Consider the following 17835-nt stretch of genomic DNA (forward strand, 5'->3'; position numbering starts at 1 on the left):
TTCGCAAAAATAAAAAAACTAGCCTCGAAAAATCGAAGCTAGTTGTATTTTTTTATTTATACCTTCGCTACATGGTTCTCCATAGCTTGAAGGTCCTTTTCCATCCGAGCTCGGTCGCGTTCGAGAATTGGTTTTAAGTATTTACCGGTGTAGGATTGCGGAACTTCGGCAACCTCTTCAGGCGTTCCTGTCGCGATGATTGTCCCACCTTTGTCGCCACCTTCTGGCCCCAAATCAATAATATAATCGGATGCCTTTATCACATCGAGGTTATGCTCAATGACTAACACGGTATCTCCGTTGTCAACTAGGCGTTGTAAAACGACAAGCAAACGGGAAATATCATCAACATGCAAACCGGTTGTCGGTTCATCCAAAATATAAATGGAACGACCAGTGGAACGACGGTGTAATTCCGATGCGAGCTTGACACGTTGTGCCTCTCCACCAGATAAAGTTGTCGCCGGCTGACCGAGCTTAATATAACCGAGTCCGACATCATAAATCGTTTGCAGCTTGCGCGCAATTTTCGGGAGATTTTCAAAATAAACCAATGCATCCTCCACGGTCATATTGAGAACATCAGAAATGTTTTTTCCTTTATAGTGCACATCCAGCGTTTCCCGATTATAACGTTTACCATGACATACTTCACATGGGACGTAGACATCCGGTAAGAAATGCATTTCAATTTTAATAATCCCGTCGCCTTTACATGCTTCGCAGCGGCCGCCTTTTACGTTAAAACTAAAGCGGCCTTTTTTGTAACCACGCACCTTAGCTTCATTCGTATTAGAAAAAACATCACGAATGTCATCAAAAACACCTGTGTAGGTAGCAGGGTTCGAGCGCGGAGTCCGCCCAATTGGCGATTGGTCAATATCAATGACTTTTTCAAGATAATCAAGACCGGTCATTGACTTATGCTCGCCTGGTTTCGCCTTGGCTCGATTGAGCTTTTGCGCTAAGTTTTTATAAAGGATCTCATTCACTAGCGTACTTTTCCCAGATCCGGATACACCTGTTACCGAAATAAATACGCCTAACGGGATTTTAACATTTATCTTTTTGAGATTATTTTCGACTGCTCCTTTAATCTCAATGTAACGTCCATCTGGTTTGCGTCGCTCCAGCGGCAAAGGAATGTACTTTTTCCCAGATAAATATTGGCCGGTGAGCGAGTTCGGATCACTCATCACTTCTTCCGGGCTACCCGCAGAAATAATTTGCCCACCATGGACACCGGCACCCGGACCAATATCAATTAAATAATCAGCGGCAATCATTGTATCTTCATCGTGTTCAACAACAATGAGGGTGTTTCCGATATCACGCATGTTTTTCAATGTGTCGATGAGGCGATCATTGTCTCGCTGATGTAACCCGATGGATGGCTCATCCAAGATGTAAAGGACACCTGTTAGACGGGATCCAATTTGCGTCGCCAAGCGAATTCGCTGTGCTTCTCCTCCTGATAAAGTTCCAGCTGCCCGGCTCAATGTTAAATAATCTAATCCAACATTCACTAGGAAACCTAAACGCTCATGAATTTCACGTAAAATAAGATTAGCAATTTGTTTTTCTTTTTCGGTTAGGTCCAAATGATTGAAAAACTGCTGCGCCTCTTCAATTGATAGATTAGATACCTTTCCAATGTGCTGTCCGGAAACAAGCACTGCTAAGGTTTCAGGTTTTAATCGATAGCCCTTACACTTCGGACAGTGATGTTGGGCCATATATTTTTCCATTTGCTCACGAATAAAATCGGAGCTAGTGTCTTTGTATCGGCGTTCTATGTTGGTTAGCACACCTTCAAATTCAATATAACCTTCACGGAGCTGACCAAAATCATTTTCATAGCGGAAAAAGATTTTATCGCCACCTGAACCGTGTAACACTTTATCCATTAAATTCTTTGGTATATCTTTAACTGGAATATCCATGTCAATGCCATAGTGGTTGCATACCGCCTCTAAGAGCTGCGGATAATATTGCGAGCTCGTTGGCTCCCAAGGGGCGATGGCATGATTTTTTAAGGAAAGCTCCCAATCTGGAATAACGAGATCCGGATCCACTTCGAGCCTTGAACCTAATCCATCACAGCTTGGGCAGGCCCCAAATGGACTGTTAAAAGAAAACATCCGAGGCTCCAAATCTCCTATCGAAAAATCACAATGTGGACAGGAGTGGTTTTCACTGAAGAGCAACTCCTCTTCGCCCATTACATCGACAATGATTTTGCCTTCCCCAAGTTTCAAGCCGCTCTCGAGTGAATCTGCCAAACGGGAGGCGATTCCTTCCTTGATAACGACCCGGTCCACCACGACCTCAATTGAATGCTTTTTATTCTTTTCTAGTTCTATATCGTCACTTAAGTCGAGCATTTCCCCGTTGACTCGTACACGGACGTAGCCCTGCTTTTTAATATCTTCTAAAACCTTTACATGTGTACCTTTTCGCCCTTGGACAACTGGTGCTAAGATTTGTAATCTTGTTTTCTCTGGGTATTCTAAAATTCGGTCTACCATTTGCTCGACAGTTTGTGAGGAAATCTCAATACCGTGGATGGGGCAAGTAGGTCTACCGACTCTTGCATATAATAGACGTAAATAATCATAGATTTCCGTCACTGTTCCAACCGTTGACCTCGGGTTACGGCTTGTTGTTTTTTGATCGATGGAGATCGCAGGGGATAACCCTTCAATCGTATCGACATCCGGTTTATCCATTTGCCCAAGGAACTGGCGAGCATAGGCCGATAATGATTCGACATAGCGCCGTTGTCCCTCGGCGTAGATTGTATCAAAGGCTAGCGAGGACTTTCCTGAACCGGAAAGCCCTGTGAGCACAACAAGCTTATCTCTTGGAATCGTGATATCAATATTTTTTAGATTATGTGCCCTGGCTCCTTTGATAATTATTTTATCCATTGCCATAGTTGTTACGTTCATCCTTCCGATTTCGAATGTATATAGTAGGGCGGGTGCTTTTCTGCCCGCCTGTTAGATTAGTAATGATTTAGCTTTCTGCCCTTAATTCTAGTATGAGGTCACGGAGCTCAGCGGCGCGCTCGAAATTAAGCGCTTTAGCAGCTTCTTTCATTTCTTTTTCCATGTCAGCAATGACCTTTTCGCGTTCCTTTTTGGTCATCTTCGTTAGAGTTTTCGCAGGTGTGTATTCTTCCTGTTCTTCCGCAGCATGTGTTGCCCTTATAACATCGCGAATGCCCTTTTGAATCGTCTTTGGTGTAATTCCGTGTTTTTCATTGTATTCCTCTTGGATAGCCCGACGACGTTTCGTTTCATTAATCGCAATTTCCATCGAGTTAGTTATTTTATCAGCATACATGATGACATGACCGTTGGCATTACGGGCAGCGCGGCCAATTGTTTGAATAAGCGAGCGCTCCGATCTTAAGAAGCCCTCCTTGTCGGCATCAAGTATCGTCACTAACGAAACTTCAGGAATGTCGAGTCCTTCTCTTAAAAGGTTAATTCCCACAAGAACGTCGTATTTTCCAATCCGTAAGTCACGAATAATTTCAATTCGTTCCAATGTTTTGACTTCAGAGTGAAGATATTGAACCTTTATGCCGATTTCTTTTAAATAGTCAGTAAGGTCCTCGGACATTTTTTTCGTTAATGTTGTGACGAGGACACGTTCATTTTTGGCAATTCGCTCTTGAATTTCACCAATGAGGTCATCGATTTGCCCTTGGATTGGTCGAACTTCGATTTTCGGATCCAATAAGCCGGTCGGGCGAATGATTTGCTGCACCATTTCCGGTGTGTGTTCATTTTCATATGGCCCAGGTGTAGCTGAGACATAAATGATTTGATTCACGTGTTTCTCAAACTCATTAAACATTAACGGACGGTTGTCTAACGCTGAAGGCAGACGGAAGCCATGTTCGACGAGGACATTTTTTCGCGCCTGATCACCGTTATACATCCCGCGAATTTGCGGTAGAGTAACATGGGATTCATCAATCACAATTAAGAAATCCCGTGGAAAATAATCAAGTAGCGTATATGGTGTTGACCCAGCCTCTCTTAACGTTAAGTGACGTGAGTAGTTTTCAATCCCAGAGCAAAAGCCCATTTCACGCATCATTTCCAAATCATAATTAGTCCGCTGTTCGAGACGCTGCGCTTCTAGTAGCTTGCCGTTTTCGCGCAGGTCGGCTAAGCGTTCTGCAAGTTCTTTTTCAATATTGGCAATTGCAAGGCGCATTTTTTCTTCACGAGTGACGAAGTGGGATGCCGGGAAAATTGCTACATGGTCACGCTCTCCGATTATTTCACCTGTAAGAGCATCCACCTCACGAATCCGTTCAATTTCGTCTCCGAAAAATTCTACCCGAATACAGTGCTCATCGCGTGAGACTGGGAAAATTTCAACGACATCGCCACGAACTCGAAAGGTACCGCGTTTAAAATCAATGTCGTTTCGTTCGTATTGGATGTCAACCAGTCTATGTAAGAGCTGGTTGCGTTCGATTTCCATACCAACTCTTAATGAAAGTACCATCTCTCGGTATTCTTCCGGCGAACCTAAACCGTAAATGCAGGAAACGCTGGCAATGACGATGACATCTTTTCTCTCAAGGAGAGAAGATGTCGCTGAGTGGCGCAGTTTATCGATTTCATCGTTAACACTGGAGTCTTTTTCGATAAAGGTGTCGGTCGATGGGACATAGGCTTCCGGTTGAAAGTAATCATAATAACTGACAAAATATTCAACGGCATTATTCGGAAAAAACTCTTTAAACTCGCTGTATAGCTGGCCTGCGAGTGTTTTATTGTGGGCGATAATCAAGGTTGGTTTGTTGATTTCTTTTATGACGTTGGAAACGGTGAAGGTTTTCCCTGTACCTGTTGCTCCGAGCAAAGTTTGATGGCGTTTTCCTTCGTTTATTCCTTGGACAAGTTTTTGGATGGCCTCCGGTTGGTCCCCTTGTGGCGTATAATTCGAGACAAGTTCAAATTGATCCTTCAACAACGAATTAGCCTCCCGTACAAAGTTTTTTATTAGCTACTTTCATTCTACCACAAACTATCCAAAACAAACCAATTTTATGCGAACGGGTATTCGTTTTTTTAAAAAAAGGTTAAGTTATTAAAAATAAAAAAATCTGTTAGGAGTGATTGACTACTCTTAACAGATTTTCCTACAAATTTACGCATTTCGCTTTTGCTTAGGTTTCATTTTAGCAGCTAGCCAAAAGCCGACTGTCAGCGAAAAAGCATCAATAATCATCAACGGCCACGTATTGGTGTAGCCTTTATAGACGGACGCTGCGATTAGCGCAACAGTTAGCACCAGTCCGATAAAACGGTTATAGGTAACCCGGGTAAATAGAAGGACAAGAATCCCTGGGATAAATAGCGCTGAACCATGGCGAAGAATTTCTATCAAGCAACAACCCTCCTTTAATTACACGATCCATGCGGATTCGGGCAGCCAACTTCAGCCCGTTCAACCTGAATGGTACAATGTTCAATTCCAAATTCTTCATGTAATAGTTTTTGGGCTCTTTTTAAAACATCATCATGGATACCGTTTTCGCTGATAGCCAGATGGCAGCTTAACACCGGGTACCCGGAGGTAATGGTCCAAATATGCAAATCATGTAGGTCATTGACTCCTGGAAGTTTTAAGAGAGCATTTTTGACGGAATTGCTATCGATTTGAATCGGGGCTCCTTCCATTAATATATGAACGGAATCCTTTATTACGCGATAACCACTGATTAATACTAGCGCGGCGACAATCACACTCGCAAGCGGGTCGGCCCATCCCCAGCCAAAGAACATAATAAGCAGCGCGGCGATAATGGCACCAAATGAACCAAGCATGTCTCCTATGACATGAAGCAAGGCGCTTCGAACGTTGAGGTTCTCTTTGTCACCTTTCATTAAAATCATTGCAGCTATAATATTTACGATTAATCCGAGTGTTGAAATAATCAACATCCCCGTACTTTGAACGGCTGGCGGATCCTGGAATCGATGGAAAGCCTCATAGAAAATATAAAAAGCGATAAGGACAAGTGTGATTCCATTTAGCGCCGCAGCGATGATTTCAAATCTTTTAAACCCATATGTTTTGTCTTTGGTAACCTTCTTCTCTCCTAATTTTATCGCAAAAAAGCTTAAACCTAAAGCGACAGCATCGCTTAGCATATGGCCGGCGTCCGAAAGCAACGCCAAACTATTGGTAAGGAATCCCCCGATTACCTCGACCACCATGAATGCACTTATAATGATAAACGACCATAATAACGCCGTTTTATTGCTCGAATGGTGATGATGCCCGTGGGAGTGGCCATGACCATGTGCGTGCCCATGGTGATGATGATGCCCCATAAAATCTCCTCCTATAAATACATACCAACACTTTAACGCGGTGAAGTGTGTGGGGACAGTCCCCCACCGCTTTAGCGCGTTAAAGCGGTGTGTTATTTAAGTTTTCGTAGTAGTCTTAGGCCGTTTAGGGTGACGAGGAGGGTGGCGCCCATGTCGGCGAAGATGGCGATCCAAAGGGTGAGCCAGCCTGGAATGACTAGTAGCAATGCCAGTATTTTGAGTCCAAGGGCGAAGCTGATGTTTTGTTTGATGATCATCATCGCTTTGCGACTAAGCTGAATGGTAAAGGGCAGTTTCTCAAGGTCGTCAGCCATCAAAGCAACATCTGCAGTTTCTAAGGCAGTGTCAGTACCCGCTCCACCCATTGCAATTCCAACTGTTGCCGAAGCCAGTGCCGGCGCATCATTAACACCGTCACCAACCATTGCCACTTTCCCGAACTGTGTGCGGAAATCCTTAATCGAGGTTAATTTCTCCTCCGGCAATAAATTTGCCTTTACATCAGCAATGCCTACTTCCGAAGCAATTGCCCTAGCCGTTTTCTCATGGTCTCCCGTTAACATAATCGTTCTAACAACCCCAAGTTTTCCAACCTTTTCGATTACACTTTTACTACTGTCCCTTACTTCGTCACGTACAGCCAATAACCCTTCAAGCCCTTCAAGGGTCCCAAATAACATAACTGTTTTTCCTTGCTGTTGGAGGAAAGCTACTTTTTCGCTTACTTCGCCACTCATTGACTGACCCATCATTTCCGCTGCAAATGCTTCATTTCCAATAAAATGAGTCTTGCCGCCAACACTTCCCCGTAAACCTTTTCCAGTTACAGAATGAAACTCTTCTACATGCATCCCCTGAAAACCTACCACAAGCTGTTCCTTCTCCAACCAATTTAGAATTGCCCTGGCCAATGGATGCTGTGACCGCGCCTCAAGTGCCGCAATACCAGTCAAAACGTTCTTTTCACCTTTTGAACCAGCCAAAAACTCTACATCCGTAACCTCGGGAACCCCCTTCGTTAGCGTCCCCGTTTTATCAAAGGCAATTGCCTTTAACGCTCCCATTTCCTCAAGGTAAATGCCGCCCTTAATCAATACCCCATTCCGTGCGGCTGTTCCAATTGCTGTAACTATTGCAACCGGGGTTGAGATAACGAGGGCACATGGGCAGCCAACTACTAATACGGCTAAGCCCTGATAAATCCACTCACTCCAGTCACCGGCAAACAAAAGCGGCGGCACAATTCCAACTAAAAAGGCGACCACAATAATCACAGGTGTATAATATTTAGCAAACCGGTCGACAAATGCCTGAGAAGGAGCCCGTTCCCCTTGAGCTTCCTCTACTAGATGAATAATCTTCGCAATCGTTGTATCTTCCACCCGTTTCGTAACTTCTACTTCCAAAAATCCTTCTCCATTTAACGTGCCGGCAAACACCTCATCACCAACCGCCTTCACAGCAGGAACTGACTCTCCTGTAATGGCAGCTTGATTGATTGCTGAAATTCCTCTCAGTACTACACCATCCATGGCGATTTTCTGCCCAGGTTTGACAAGCATTATATCGCCGATCGCAATTTCCTTAACCGGCACCAACCGTTCCTGACCGTTTCTAAGAACCAGCGCCTCTTTTGGCGCGATATCCATTAGCATCCGAATCGAATTGCGTGCCTTATCCATCGAATACTTCTCGAGGGCTTCACTAATGGCAAACAAAATGACAACAACGGCTCCTTCACTCCACTCGCCAATAATCGCCGCTCCTATGATAGCGATTGTCATTAATGTTCGCATATCAAATTCCAACCGAACCAAATTTCGTAAACCAGCCCGAAACAGTCTAGCCCCACCTATTACAATCGCAGCAGCAAAGGTCAAAACGGTTGCCACACCGTTCTCCCCATAAACAGAAGACGAAACATAACCTAACACCAAAAACAAGAATGCCGCCACTAGGCCAGCATTTTTTTGTAAAAATGATGCCTTAGCCACAACTTCCGGTCCAGAATCTTGAACCACTGTAATATTCTCAAAAGAACCCGCTCGTTCCAATGCAGCAATCGTAGTTTTTCCATACACAGTAATTTTTGAAGCTGCAAAATTGACGCTAGCATCCATCACACCATCCAGGTGTTTAACGTTCTTTTCAAACGTCGCCGCACAACCTGCTCAAGAAAAACCTTCGACACGGAATACCTGTTTCTCAGCATCCAATTCCAGCCCAACTGCTCCGGCTTTATCAGTCATCTTCCCTCGTCTCCTTTTACAATTAAAGTTGGGTGGTGCACATGGTCATGATGGGCAAACGCGATATTAATTAACTGTCTCACATGTTCATCATCCAAAGAATAGTACACGAGCTTTCCTTCTTTGCGAAACTTTGCGAGACCTAACTGATGCAAATGACGTAAATGATGCGACGTCGTTGCTGTGGTTGCACCAACAATATTGGCGACGTCGCAAACACAAAGTTCATCCTCAAGCGAAAGCGCATAAGCAATTTTCATCCGTGTTTCATCAGATAATGCTTTAAACAGTTTGGCAACGTCAAGAATGCATTGTGATTTAAGCTGTTGTTGTACCCGAATTACCTTATCCTCATGGACACAGGTTGTTTCACAAATAGTAAGGTCCTTCAAAGGAATCACCTCTCATAATCATTTACATGCTCAAACACCCGTTTGAACATATCCTATTCAAATAACGATTTGAATGTTCATTTTATTTAGGATGACCTTTTCATTCAAACATCCATTTGATTATATAATATTCAAATGAATGTTTGAGTGTCAATATTTTTTAACAGTAATGGAAAAATAGGGGAGGATAAAGTATAATGAAAATTGTCAATATTTGCTCTATTATGACGCGTATCTAAAACAGTAAAGGTGGTGATGAAGATGGAGTGTAAATCAAAAATCATAAGATTTCAAAACTATTTACTAGAGACAAAGGGCTCGTACCTTTTGGCTTCATTTTGTGCTGCTTTAGGAATTCGTATTTGGGGGGAAGTTGACTCCACAAGCCATGAAATTCTAGCACTACTATTTACTTGCATGATGCTTCTTGCAACTTTTTTTCGAAAAAATTTGATTCTCTTTTATCCTTTCATCATCACTTCCATCCTATTCTTCACCTATATTGGTCATTTCGCGAACTTGGATTATTATGTTTTACTGGCCTTGTCGAATCATTTTCTCATTATTTGCGCGTTTTTATTTCCCAATCCCTTTACTACCCTTTTAATTGGTTGTATCAATGTCGGTTTACTATTAAACTATCATGATCAGGTATCCCCTTATTATATAAGGGGCAGTATCATCGACTTTGTCATTACTATCATCTTTTACTCCTTCTTGGCTTATTTAATCCGTTACCTATATAAGAAAAAAACTGAATTGCAACTAAGCGAAAAAAACAATCAACTTTTGCTTAGTCTATTGCCTGACCCGCTCATTATTCATCAGGGGGGGAAAATTGTCTTTATTAATCAAGAGGGGTTAAAATTAATTCGCGCCAGAAAAAAAGACAAAATCATTGGCAGACGGATATTGGACTTTGTTCCTGTTGAGTATCATAAGACTATTTTTTCAAGAATAAATGAAATCTATTTATTAAAAGAGATGCGTACCCCAAACGAAATAAAGATTCGGACGCTAACCGGAGAAGTTATCGATGTTGAGACAACCGGAAATGCAATTAACTATCATGGCATCCCAAGTATCCTATCGATGGTCCGCGACATTACGGTGCAAAAAAGTCAAACGGCTGAATTAATTCAAAAATCGGATAAGCTATCATTAGTTGGCCAGCTTGCTGCAGGAATTGCTCATGAAATTCGTAACCCACTGACTTCGTTGAGAGGATTCATTCAGCTCTTACAATATAAATCAGATGAAAACAAAGATTATTGTGAGATTATGCTCTCGGAATTGGACCGAATAAATTTAATAGTGGGCGAGTTTTTAATATTAGCTAAACCGCATATGATTCAATTTACCAATCGGGATATTAACCAAATCATTCGACATGTATTAACATTAATCGGTACGCAAGCAGTCATGAAGAATATCCATCTCATTGACAAATTGGCAGATGGCCTTCCAGTCATCTCCTGTGAGGAAAATCAATTAAAACAGGTCATTATTAATATGATCAAAAACGGGATCGAAGCAATGCCCACTGGCGGTACCATTACTGTGGAAACGGGGATGTTTAGCTCTGATCAAATTTATATTCGCATCACCGATGAAGGTAACGGAATTCCCAAAGAAATCCTTAATCGACTTGGCGAACCCTTCTATACAACCAAGGAGGCTGGTACAGGACTTGGTCTAATGGTATGTTACAAAATTATCGATAATCATCAAGGAATACTTCGCGTTGAAAGTGAAGTCGGGCGTGGGACCACCTTTGAAATTATATTAAATACTCCTTTATCCACAAAAATACATATAGAACGAAAAACTGCTAACATTATTTAATTGAAAAAAGCGAAGCCTTCAACAAAGGTTTCGCTTTTTCAATATACCGGGGATAAAGATGTGGACAAAATTGCGTTACATGTGGATAAAGTGGATGATCCTGTGGAAAACACCCCGAAATTATGTTGATAACCTATTTGTCCTTGTTAGTAACTTACACTTACCCACAACACATTGTTATTAACTACACTTTTTCGTTCTAATACCTTTACTCATTATTCCGCTGATAGCCATTTCTAGCCCGGTATTGCTGTGGTGCCCGTGTTGGATAGCGCACTGGAAAGCTGAACATATGGACAAGTTTAGTAAATGGAATCGCTGCAAATAAGATAAATGAAACAATGACATGTACTTTAAAGAGGGCTGGAACCCCTATCATCAAATCTGAACGTGGCTGGAAGGTAAATAAACTACGAAACCAAGGGCCAATTGAGAGACGGTACTCGTATTCACCTACAGTTGTATTGTAAATTAACGTCATATATGTACCTAACCCTGCCGTTAAAAGCAACCAAAGAATCGTAAAATAGTCACTGCCAGTTGTATGGGCAGCCACTTTCGGGAAAGCAAACTTACGAATGAGCATGACCACTAGGCCAAACACCACCATCAGTCCGGCTAGCCCGCCTCCTACAATCGCAAAAATATGATAGGTTTCATCGCTGACCCCTAATGCCTCATACACCTCCAGCGGAATTAAAACTCCCATTACATGACCGATAAAGGCAAAGATAATCCCGTAGTGAAAGATTACCGATCCCATCCTCAGCCATCTTTTTTCAAAAATTTCCGTCGAGGGGGCCGTCCAGCTTTTACCGCGAAACACAAAACGGTAAAAAGTCGCAACGATTAAAATCATGCCGCATAAATAGGGAAAAATAGTCCACCAAAAAATCTGCTCAATCAATTATTCCACCCCCTCTTAACGATACAGTAATGGATATGGCAATTCTTCTAGATCGGCTTGCTCACGTTCCTTTTCTAGTAAGGAGATTTCCGCTGCCCCAGGTGTTTCAAAGACATAGCGCATTAACAGCTCGATTCCTTGATAATACGGATGGTCCTCTGGTAAATGATTGATAATACGCTGTAGCGCATAGGCTAACCGACGCGCTAACTTCTCCACCGAGTCAGATGGTGGGGCCGCTGCTAAAAATTCCAAAAGCAGCGGAATATAGTCAGCTAGGTCATTTCCCAAATACTCAAAACCGTTTTCATAGATTAGCTTTTGCAAACCGATTAATGCATTCCCGCGTTTACGGCTATCGCCTAGCTCGTGAGCAGTTAGATATAGACTCGTTTGATCTTTGTAATCAAACGTTTCCACATACAATTCCTGCAGTTCTTTCAAGGAAGGAATTTCATAAAGCGGCTTTAAGCTAAGTAGGATATCTCGTCTTGTTTTCAGAGCGGAGATTTCATCACGAATGAATTCATCTAGATCCGTGCGTCCCTCGAATAATTCATCGTCCGGATAGTCCAATATTTTGGCAGCCATGATTAAAATGACTTTTTGTTCATGTTTCATGCGTTTTCACTTCTCTCAAATGGATATGTCGTCATTCCTTCAGGTGGTGCCAAATCTTCGATACTGCATGCCCCTTGTCGATAATGGAGGTCATCCATCATTTCGCGGCGGGCAGTTGGAATGACAAAGCGCTCATTATATTTAGCCACAGCTAAAAGTCGCGCCATTTCCTCTAATTCGTCCGCGCTTGTTTCTGCCTCGCGCAGAAGTTTGACTAGCTTATCCTCTTGATAGCCACCAACCGTTTTTTGGCGCATATAAACGCGCATCGCTGACATTTTTAACAGAACCTTGCGAATCACCGAGGTATCATCTGCGGAAAGAATCGATGCTAAATATTCCATTGGAATCCGCATTTCATCGACGGCAGGAATATAACCATCAGCACTAAGCTCATGCTCATTTGTAATATGATTCATGATAGGGCTTAATGGTGGTACATACCACACCATCGGCAACGTCCGGTATTCTGGGTGCAATGGCAACGCAATTTTCCACTTCATCGCCATCTTATAAACCGGTGATTCTTGGGCGCCTTTAATCCAACTGTAATTAATGCCCTGCTCCAGTGCCTTTTCTATGACTTCTTCATTAAATGGATCTAAAAACACACCGAGCTGCGCTTTGTATAAATCCTTTGGATCCTCAACTGAAGCTGCCTCTTTGACCCGGTCGGCATCATATAACACAACGCCGATATAACGAATCCGCCCCACACAGGTCTCAGAACAAATGGTTGGCAGCCCGGCTTCTGTACGTGGATAACAGAAATTACATTTTTCCGCTTTATGGGTATTCCAGTTGTAATAAACCTTATGATAGGGGCATCCGTTCATGCAGAAACGCCATCCCCGGCAAGCATTTTGATCGACAAGAACTATTCCGTCCTCCTCGCGTTTATATAAGGCACCGGAAGGACAGGAGGCAACGCAGGACGGATTTAAGCAATGCTCGCATATTCGTGGCAAGTACATCATGAACGTTTTTTCATACTCCAGCGCGATATGATCTTGTAGCTTCTGAACATTCGGGTCCATCGGCACGATTTCGCTCCCACCAGCCAGGTCATCATCCCAATTTGATCCCCACGTCGGCTTGTCGATATATTTTCCAGTAATCATCGAACGAGGACGAGCAACCGGTATGCTATCTCCTTTTTTGCGATGATGGAGATGTTGAAAATCATAAGTCCAAGGCTCGTAAAAATCGTCCATTTCCGCCATGTTCGGATTATAAAAAATGTTGGCCAGTTTCGAAATCGGTCCGCCAGCTCGCAAATGAAGCTTGCCGTTTCGAAGTACCCATCCGCCTTTATAACGGTCAGTATTCTCCCATTCTTTCGGGTACCCCGGACCAGGGCGGGTCTCAACGTTGTTATACCAGACATACTCCATACCCGGTCGATTTGTCCAAACGTTTTTACAAGTAACTGAACAAGTATGGCAGCCGATACATTTATCCAAATGCATGACCATGGCTACTTGCGCTTTAATCCTCAAGCCAATCGACCTCCTTTAACGGCCGGATTATCGTCATTGTGTCGCGTTGACTTCCAGTTGGGCCATAGTAATTAAAGCCATAGCTAAGTTGTGAATATCCGCCAATCATATGTGTCCCCTTCGGATAAATTCGGGTCACGCTGTTATGAGTTCCACCGCGCACTTTGTTAATCGTATTCCCGGGAACCCCCATCGTCCGGTCTTGGGCATGGTGCATGTACACCGCACCACGAGGCATCCGATAGGTTAAAACAGCACGGGCGACTACGACGCCATTTCGGTTATAAAGCTCAATCCAATCATTATCCTTAATGCCAATCTCGGCACCGTCTTCCTCATTCATCCAAACGACCTGCCAGCCACGGAACAGCTGGACCATCTGGTTCGTATCGGTAAACATCGTATGAATGCCCCATTTTTGATGTGGTGTCATATATCGCAGTGTAATCGATTTGCCCGTGTTTTCTATTTCCGGGTCACCTTTGATGAACGCCCCCCTCGTAATTGGTGGAATGTATAATGGTAATCCTTCACCGTAATCAAGCATGACCTCGTGATCAAGATAAAAGCTTTGCCTTCCGGTTAGGGTATGCCATGGAATTAAGTATTCTTTATTGACTGTAAACGGTGAATATCGGCGGTTATCATTTTCCAAGCCGCTCCAGACTGGTGTCGAAATTGCCGCCCGTGGTTGGACCGTTAAGGCATCAATGGTGTAATCCTCTTCTTCACGACCCTCGGAAATATGTCCGAGTTTTCGGCCGGTTTTTTCCTCCATCGATTTCCAACCTTCCACCGCACGTTTGCCGTTCGTCGCCCCTGACATTAACAGAATCGCATTGCAGGCTTTTTTATCCGAATAAAGATCGGGATAGCCTTTACCGATACCTTCGTGTTTTGAAGGACCAAGGCGGTCAAGCAATTCCTTGTACACTTTTTCACCTGGGTATTTCACCCCTTTTGTTCCATAGCCGTTTTTAATATTTGGACCTATCGTAATCCACATATCGTAGACATTCGGATAGTCGCGTTTAACAAAGTTGAAGTTGGCCATGGTTTTACCCGGAATCGCCTCGACATCTCCTTTGCGCCAATCCTTAACTTTCCCGAATGGTTGGGCAATTTCATTAATAGTGTCATGGGCTAATGGCGACATCACCAAATCCTCTTGGGCAGGGAGATGGTCTTTTGCCAGCTCTGAGAAGGCTTTGGCAATCTCACGGAACGCATCCCAGTCACTTCGGGTTTCCCACGGCGGATTGATTGCCGGATTAAACGGATGGACAAACGGATGAAGATCGGTAGAGCTAATATCGTGTTTTTCGTACCAAGTCGCCGCCGGTAAAATAATATCCGAGAACAAACCGGAACTAGTCATCCGGAAATCCATCGCGACAAATAAATCGGTTTTTCCTTCTGGTGGCTTTTCCGTAATATTAACTGTTTCTGGCTGCCAAGAGTGCCCGCTATCGGTTAAGAGGGCGTCCTGAGAGCCAATCAAATGCTTAACAAAGTATTCATGACCCTTTCCACTGTCACCCAACAGGTTTGAACGCCAATTAAAGAATACCCGCGGGAAATTGCGGGGGTCATTCGGGTTTTCCACCGCATATTGCAGCTTTCCTTCAGCGATTTGTTTAGCAATATCGGTGATGACACTTTGGTCGTCCTTGTGGCGAGCACGCGCTTCTTTCACGATGTCCAATGAGTTTTGTGAAAGCTGTGGAAAGCTTGGCAGCCAACCAAGTCGTGCGGACATCGCGTTAAAATCGGCTGGGTGAATTGAGGAGTATTTGCTCCCCCACTCTGTTTGCTCTTCTTTTTTCTCATATTCATAACGAAATTGCTCCGTTGCAAAATAGAAGAACGATGTCCCATTCATTAGGCGCGGTGCCTTGACCCAATCATTGGCAAAGGCAATTTGCCCGAATCCTTCGATCGGACGAACCTTTTCCTGTCCAACATAGTGCGCCCAACCGCCCCCATTGACTCCTTGCGAGCCAGTAAGTAGGACCAAGTTTAAGATGGAACGATAAATTTGATCGCTGTGGTACCAATGGTTCGTTCCACCTCCTAAAGCAATCATCGATTTCCCATTAGTGATCGCCGCATTTTCGGCAAATTCACGAGCAACTTGGATGACATGTTCCTTTTTTACCCCTGTAATACTTTCCTGCCAGGCAGGTGTATAGGCGAGATTGGCATCATTATAGTCAGTTGGGTAATCTCCTTGGAGACCACGTGAAATTCCCGTATGTGCCAGCATTAAATCATAAACGGTTGTAATAATAAGCTCATTACCAGCTTGGTCATTTAACTTTTTATATGGCACCCCACGTTGGACGGTCCCGCCATCCTTCTCACCAAAATACGGAAATTCGACCATCGCAACACCATCAGAGTCTTGGAGTAAACTCATTTTGGGATTTATTGGACCTAATTCAAGATTCCACTCCTTACCGGAGTCCCAACGAAATCCTTGGCTACCGTTTGGAATCACCGGCCCATTTGTTACTTCATCCCATACGACTGTTTTCCATTCACCAAGTTCATGTTGGTCTGAAAGGTCCGATGCCCTTAGAAACCGGTCGGAACGGTAGAGGTCACCTGGGCTTTGTTTGTTTAAAATAATGAGGAACGGCAAATCGGTGTAGGTTTTGGCGTATTCTAGAAAATATGGCGTTTCTTTATCGACATAGAATTCTTTTAAAATGACATGCGTCATTGCCATCGCTAGGGCGCCGTCGGTTCCAGCCTTAGCTGGCAGCCACATATCGGCAAACTTTTCATATTCGGCATAATCCGGACTCACCCCCACGACCTTCGTCCCGTTATAGCGGGACTCCACCATAAAGTGAGCATCAGGTGTCCGCGTTTGCGGGATGTTCGTGCCCCAAATGATGAAATATTTTGTGTTGTACCAGTCACCGCTTTCAGGAACATCGGTCTGGTCGCCCCAAACTTGCGGCGAAGCTGGCGGTAGATCTGCATACCAATCATAAAAACTTAATATGGTTCCACCAATCAAAGAAAGAAATCTTGATCCTCCCGCATAACTGGCCATCGACATCGCTGGAATTGGACTGAACCCTACAACGCGATCTGGGCCGTATTTTTTTATCGTGTAAATGGTTGCAGCTGCAATCATTTGCGTGACATCCGACCAGGTGCCACGGACAAAACCGCCTTTTCCACGAGCTTTCACATATTGCTCCCGTTTGCTTGGATTGGTGACAATATTTTCCCATGCCTCGACTGGGTTGTTGGCGCGGGAAAGCTCATCTTTCCATAATTCATAAAGGTCGCCGCGAACATACGGATACTTCACTCTAGTTGGGCTGTAAGTGTACCAGGAAAAACTTGCACCACGTGGACAACCACGCGGTTCGTATTCCGGAAAGTCATCGCCTGTGGACGGGTAATCGGTTTGCTGGGTTTCCCAGGTGATAATCCCGTCTTTGACATGAATTTTCCAGCTGCAAGAACCGGTACAGTTGACTCCATGGGTCGAGCGGACTGTTTTATCATGTCCCCAACGATCGCGGTAAACCTTTTCCCAATCGCGTGGCCGCGGGTTTTCCTCGGTCCAGCCATCATTTATTCGATCACCACGTACTAAATGCTTCATCGCGTTCAAGAAATTATTTTTCTTCTTCTCCAAATTCCACCCTTCCTTTCAATGCGGCTAGAGGGTTAAAATCTTCCCCCAGCAGCCGATATGAGCCGACACCGAATTCAAATTCCTGAAGAAAGACACTCCAGGAGGAGGCATTTGCTGCTGCGATAATTAAGCGTTGCAATGTATGCATATCGTCAATTTCATAGATTTTTACAATCATGTCACCAGAGATTCTTCCAAATCGCATCTGTAGGACCGCAATTAGGTCCTCGCGATCACCAGCAAGCATTGCTTCATTTTCAAAAGTAAACATGATGTTCACTCCTTTTTTGTGT

12 protein-coding genes are annotated in these 17835 nt (G+C 43.7%); 1 reads left to right on the top strand and 11 read right to left on the bottom strand.

Annotation, left to right across the window (positions count from 1 at the left end):
- Window positions 1-56: 56 nt before the first annotated feature.
- The 6 genes from uvrA to ACX9YW_RS12990 all read right to left on the bottom strand — a co-directional run bounded on the left by uvrA (window position 57) and on the right by ACX9YW_RS12990 (window position 9009).
- Window positions 57-2936, bottom strand: coding sequence for an excinuclease ABC subunit UvrA (gene uvrA, locus ACX9YW_RS12965; RefSeq protein ID WP_460347108.1), 2880 nt, complete (start codon window positions 2934-2936; stop codon window positions 57-59).
- Window positions 2937-3018: 82 nt separating this feature from the next.
- Window positions 3019-4998 (bottom strand): excinuclease ABC subunit UvrB, encoded by a 1980-nt coding sequence (gene uvrB / locus ACX9YW_RS12970; protein WP_460347110.1) that lies wholly within the window; start codon window positions 4996-4998, stop codon window positions 3019-3021.
- A 180-nt stretch (window positions 4999-5178) separates the two neighbouring features.
- The gene (locus ACX9YW_RS12975; RefSeq protein ID WP_460347112.1) at window positions 5179-5409 is read right to left on the bottom strand and encodes a CsbA family protein; all 231 of its coding nucleotides are present in this window, start codon (window positions 5407-5409) and stop codon (window positions 5179-5181) included.
- Window positions 5410-5432: 23 nt separating this feature from the next.
- Window positions 5433-6368: a cation diffusion facilitator family transporter gene (locus ACX9YW_RS12980; RefSeq protein ID WP_460346976.1), complete on the bottom strand. Its 936-nt coding sequence runs from the start codon at window positions 6366-6368 to the stop codon at window positions 5433-5435.
- A 92-nt stretch (window positions 6369-6460) separates the two neighbouring features.
- On the bottom strand, window positions 6461-8617 hold the full coding sequence (locus ACX9YW_RS12985) for a heavy metal translocating P-type ATPase (RefSeq protein ID WP_460346978.1): 2157 nt from the start codon (window positions 8615-8617) through the stop codon (window positions 6461-6463).
- Complete coding sequence (locus ACX9YW_RS12990; protein WP_460346980.1) at window positions 8614-9009, bottom strand: ArsR/SmtB family transcription factor; 396 nt, start codon at window positions 9007-9009, stop codon at window positions 8614-8616. The genes ACX9YW_RS12985 and ACX9YW_RS12990 overlap by 4 nt, the downstream gene beginning before the upstream one ends.
- Window positions 9010-9270: 261 nt before the next feature.
- Here ACX9YW_RS12990 and ACX9YW_RS12995 point away from each other — a divergent pair, with 261 nt between their 5' ends.
- A complete protein-coding gene (locus ACX9YW_RS12995; protein ID WP_460346982.1) occupies window positions 9271-10854 on the top strand; it encodes an ATP-binding protein in 1584 nt (527 codons plus the stop codon).
- A gap of 208 nt (window positions 10855-11062) precedes the next feature.
- Here the strand turns inward: ACX9YW_RS12995 and narI are convergent, their stop codons facing one another.
- Genes narI through ACX9YW_RS13020 form a run of 5 tightly spaced genes read right to left on the bottom strand, consistent with a single transcriptional unit; the run spans window position 11063 to window position 17813 of the window.
- Window positions 11063-11758 carry a respiratory nitrate reductase subunit gamma gene (narI, locus tag ACX9YW_RS13000; RefSeq protein ID WP_460347114.1) on the bottom strand — a complete coding sequence of 232 codons (696 nt, stop codon included), beginning with the start codon at window positions 11756-11758 and terminating at the stop codon, window positions 11063-11065.
- An 18-nt stretch (window positions 11759-11776) separates the two neighbouring features.
- A complete protein-coding gene (narJ, locus tag ACX9YW_RS13005; protein ID WP_460346984.1) occupies window positions 11777-12382 on the bottom strand; it encodes a nitrate reductase molybdenum cofactor assembly chaperone in 606 nt (201 codons plus the stop codon).
- Window positions 12379-13881, bottom strand: coding sequence for a nitrate reductase subunit beta (narH, locus tag ACX9YW_RS13010; RefSeq protein WP_460346986.1), 1503 nt, complete (start codon window positions 13879-13881; stop codon window positions 12379-12381). Before narH ends, narJ begins: the two co-directional genes overlap by 4 nt.
- Window positions 13871-17542 (bottom strand): nitrate reductase subunit alpha, encoded by a 3672-nt coding sequence (locus ACX9YW_RS13015; protein ID WP_460346988.1) that lies wholly within the window; start codon window positions 17540-17542, stop codon window positions 13871-13873. The genes narH and ACX9YW_RS13015 overlap by 11 nt, the downstream gene beginning before the upstream one ends.
- Window positions 17523-17813: a hypothetical protein gene (locus ACX9YW_RS13020; RefSeq protein WP_460346990.1), complete on the bottom strand. Its 291-nt coding sequence runs from the start codon at window positions 17811-17813 to the stop codon at window positions 17523-17525. Before ACX9YW_RS13020 ends, ACX9YW_RS13015 begins: the two co-directional genes overlap by 20 nt.
- Between the last annotated feature and the right edge of the window lie 22 nt (window positions 17814-17835).

It is taken from the genome of Pseudoneobacillus rhizolycopersici (genome assembly GCF_054786815.1).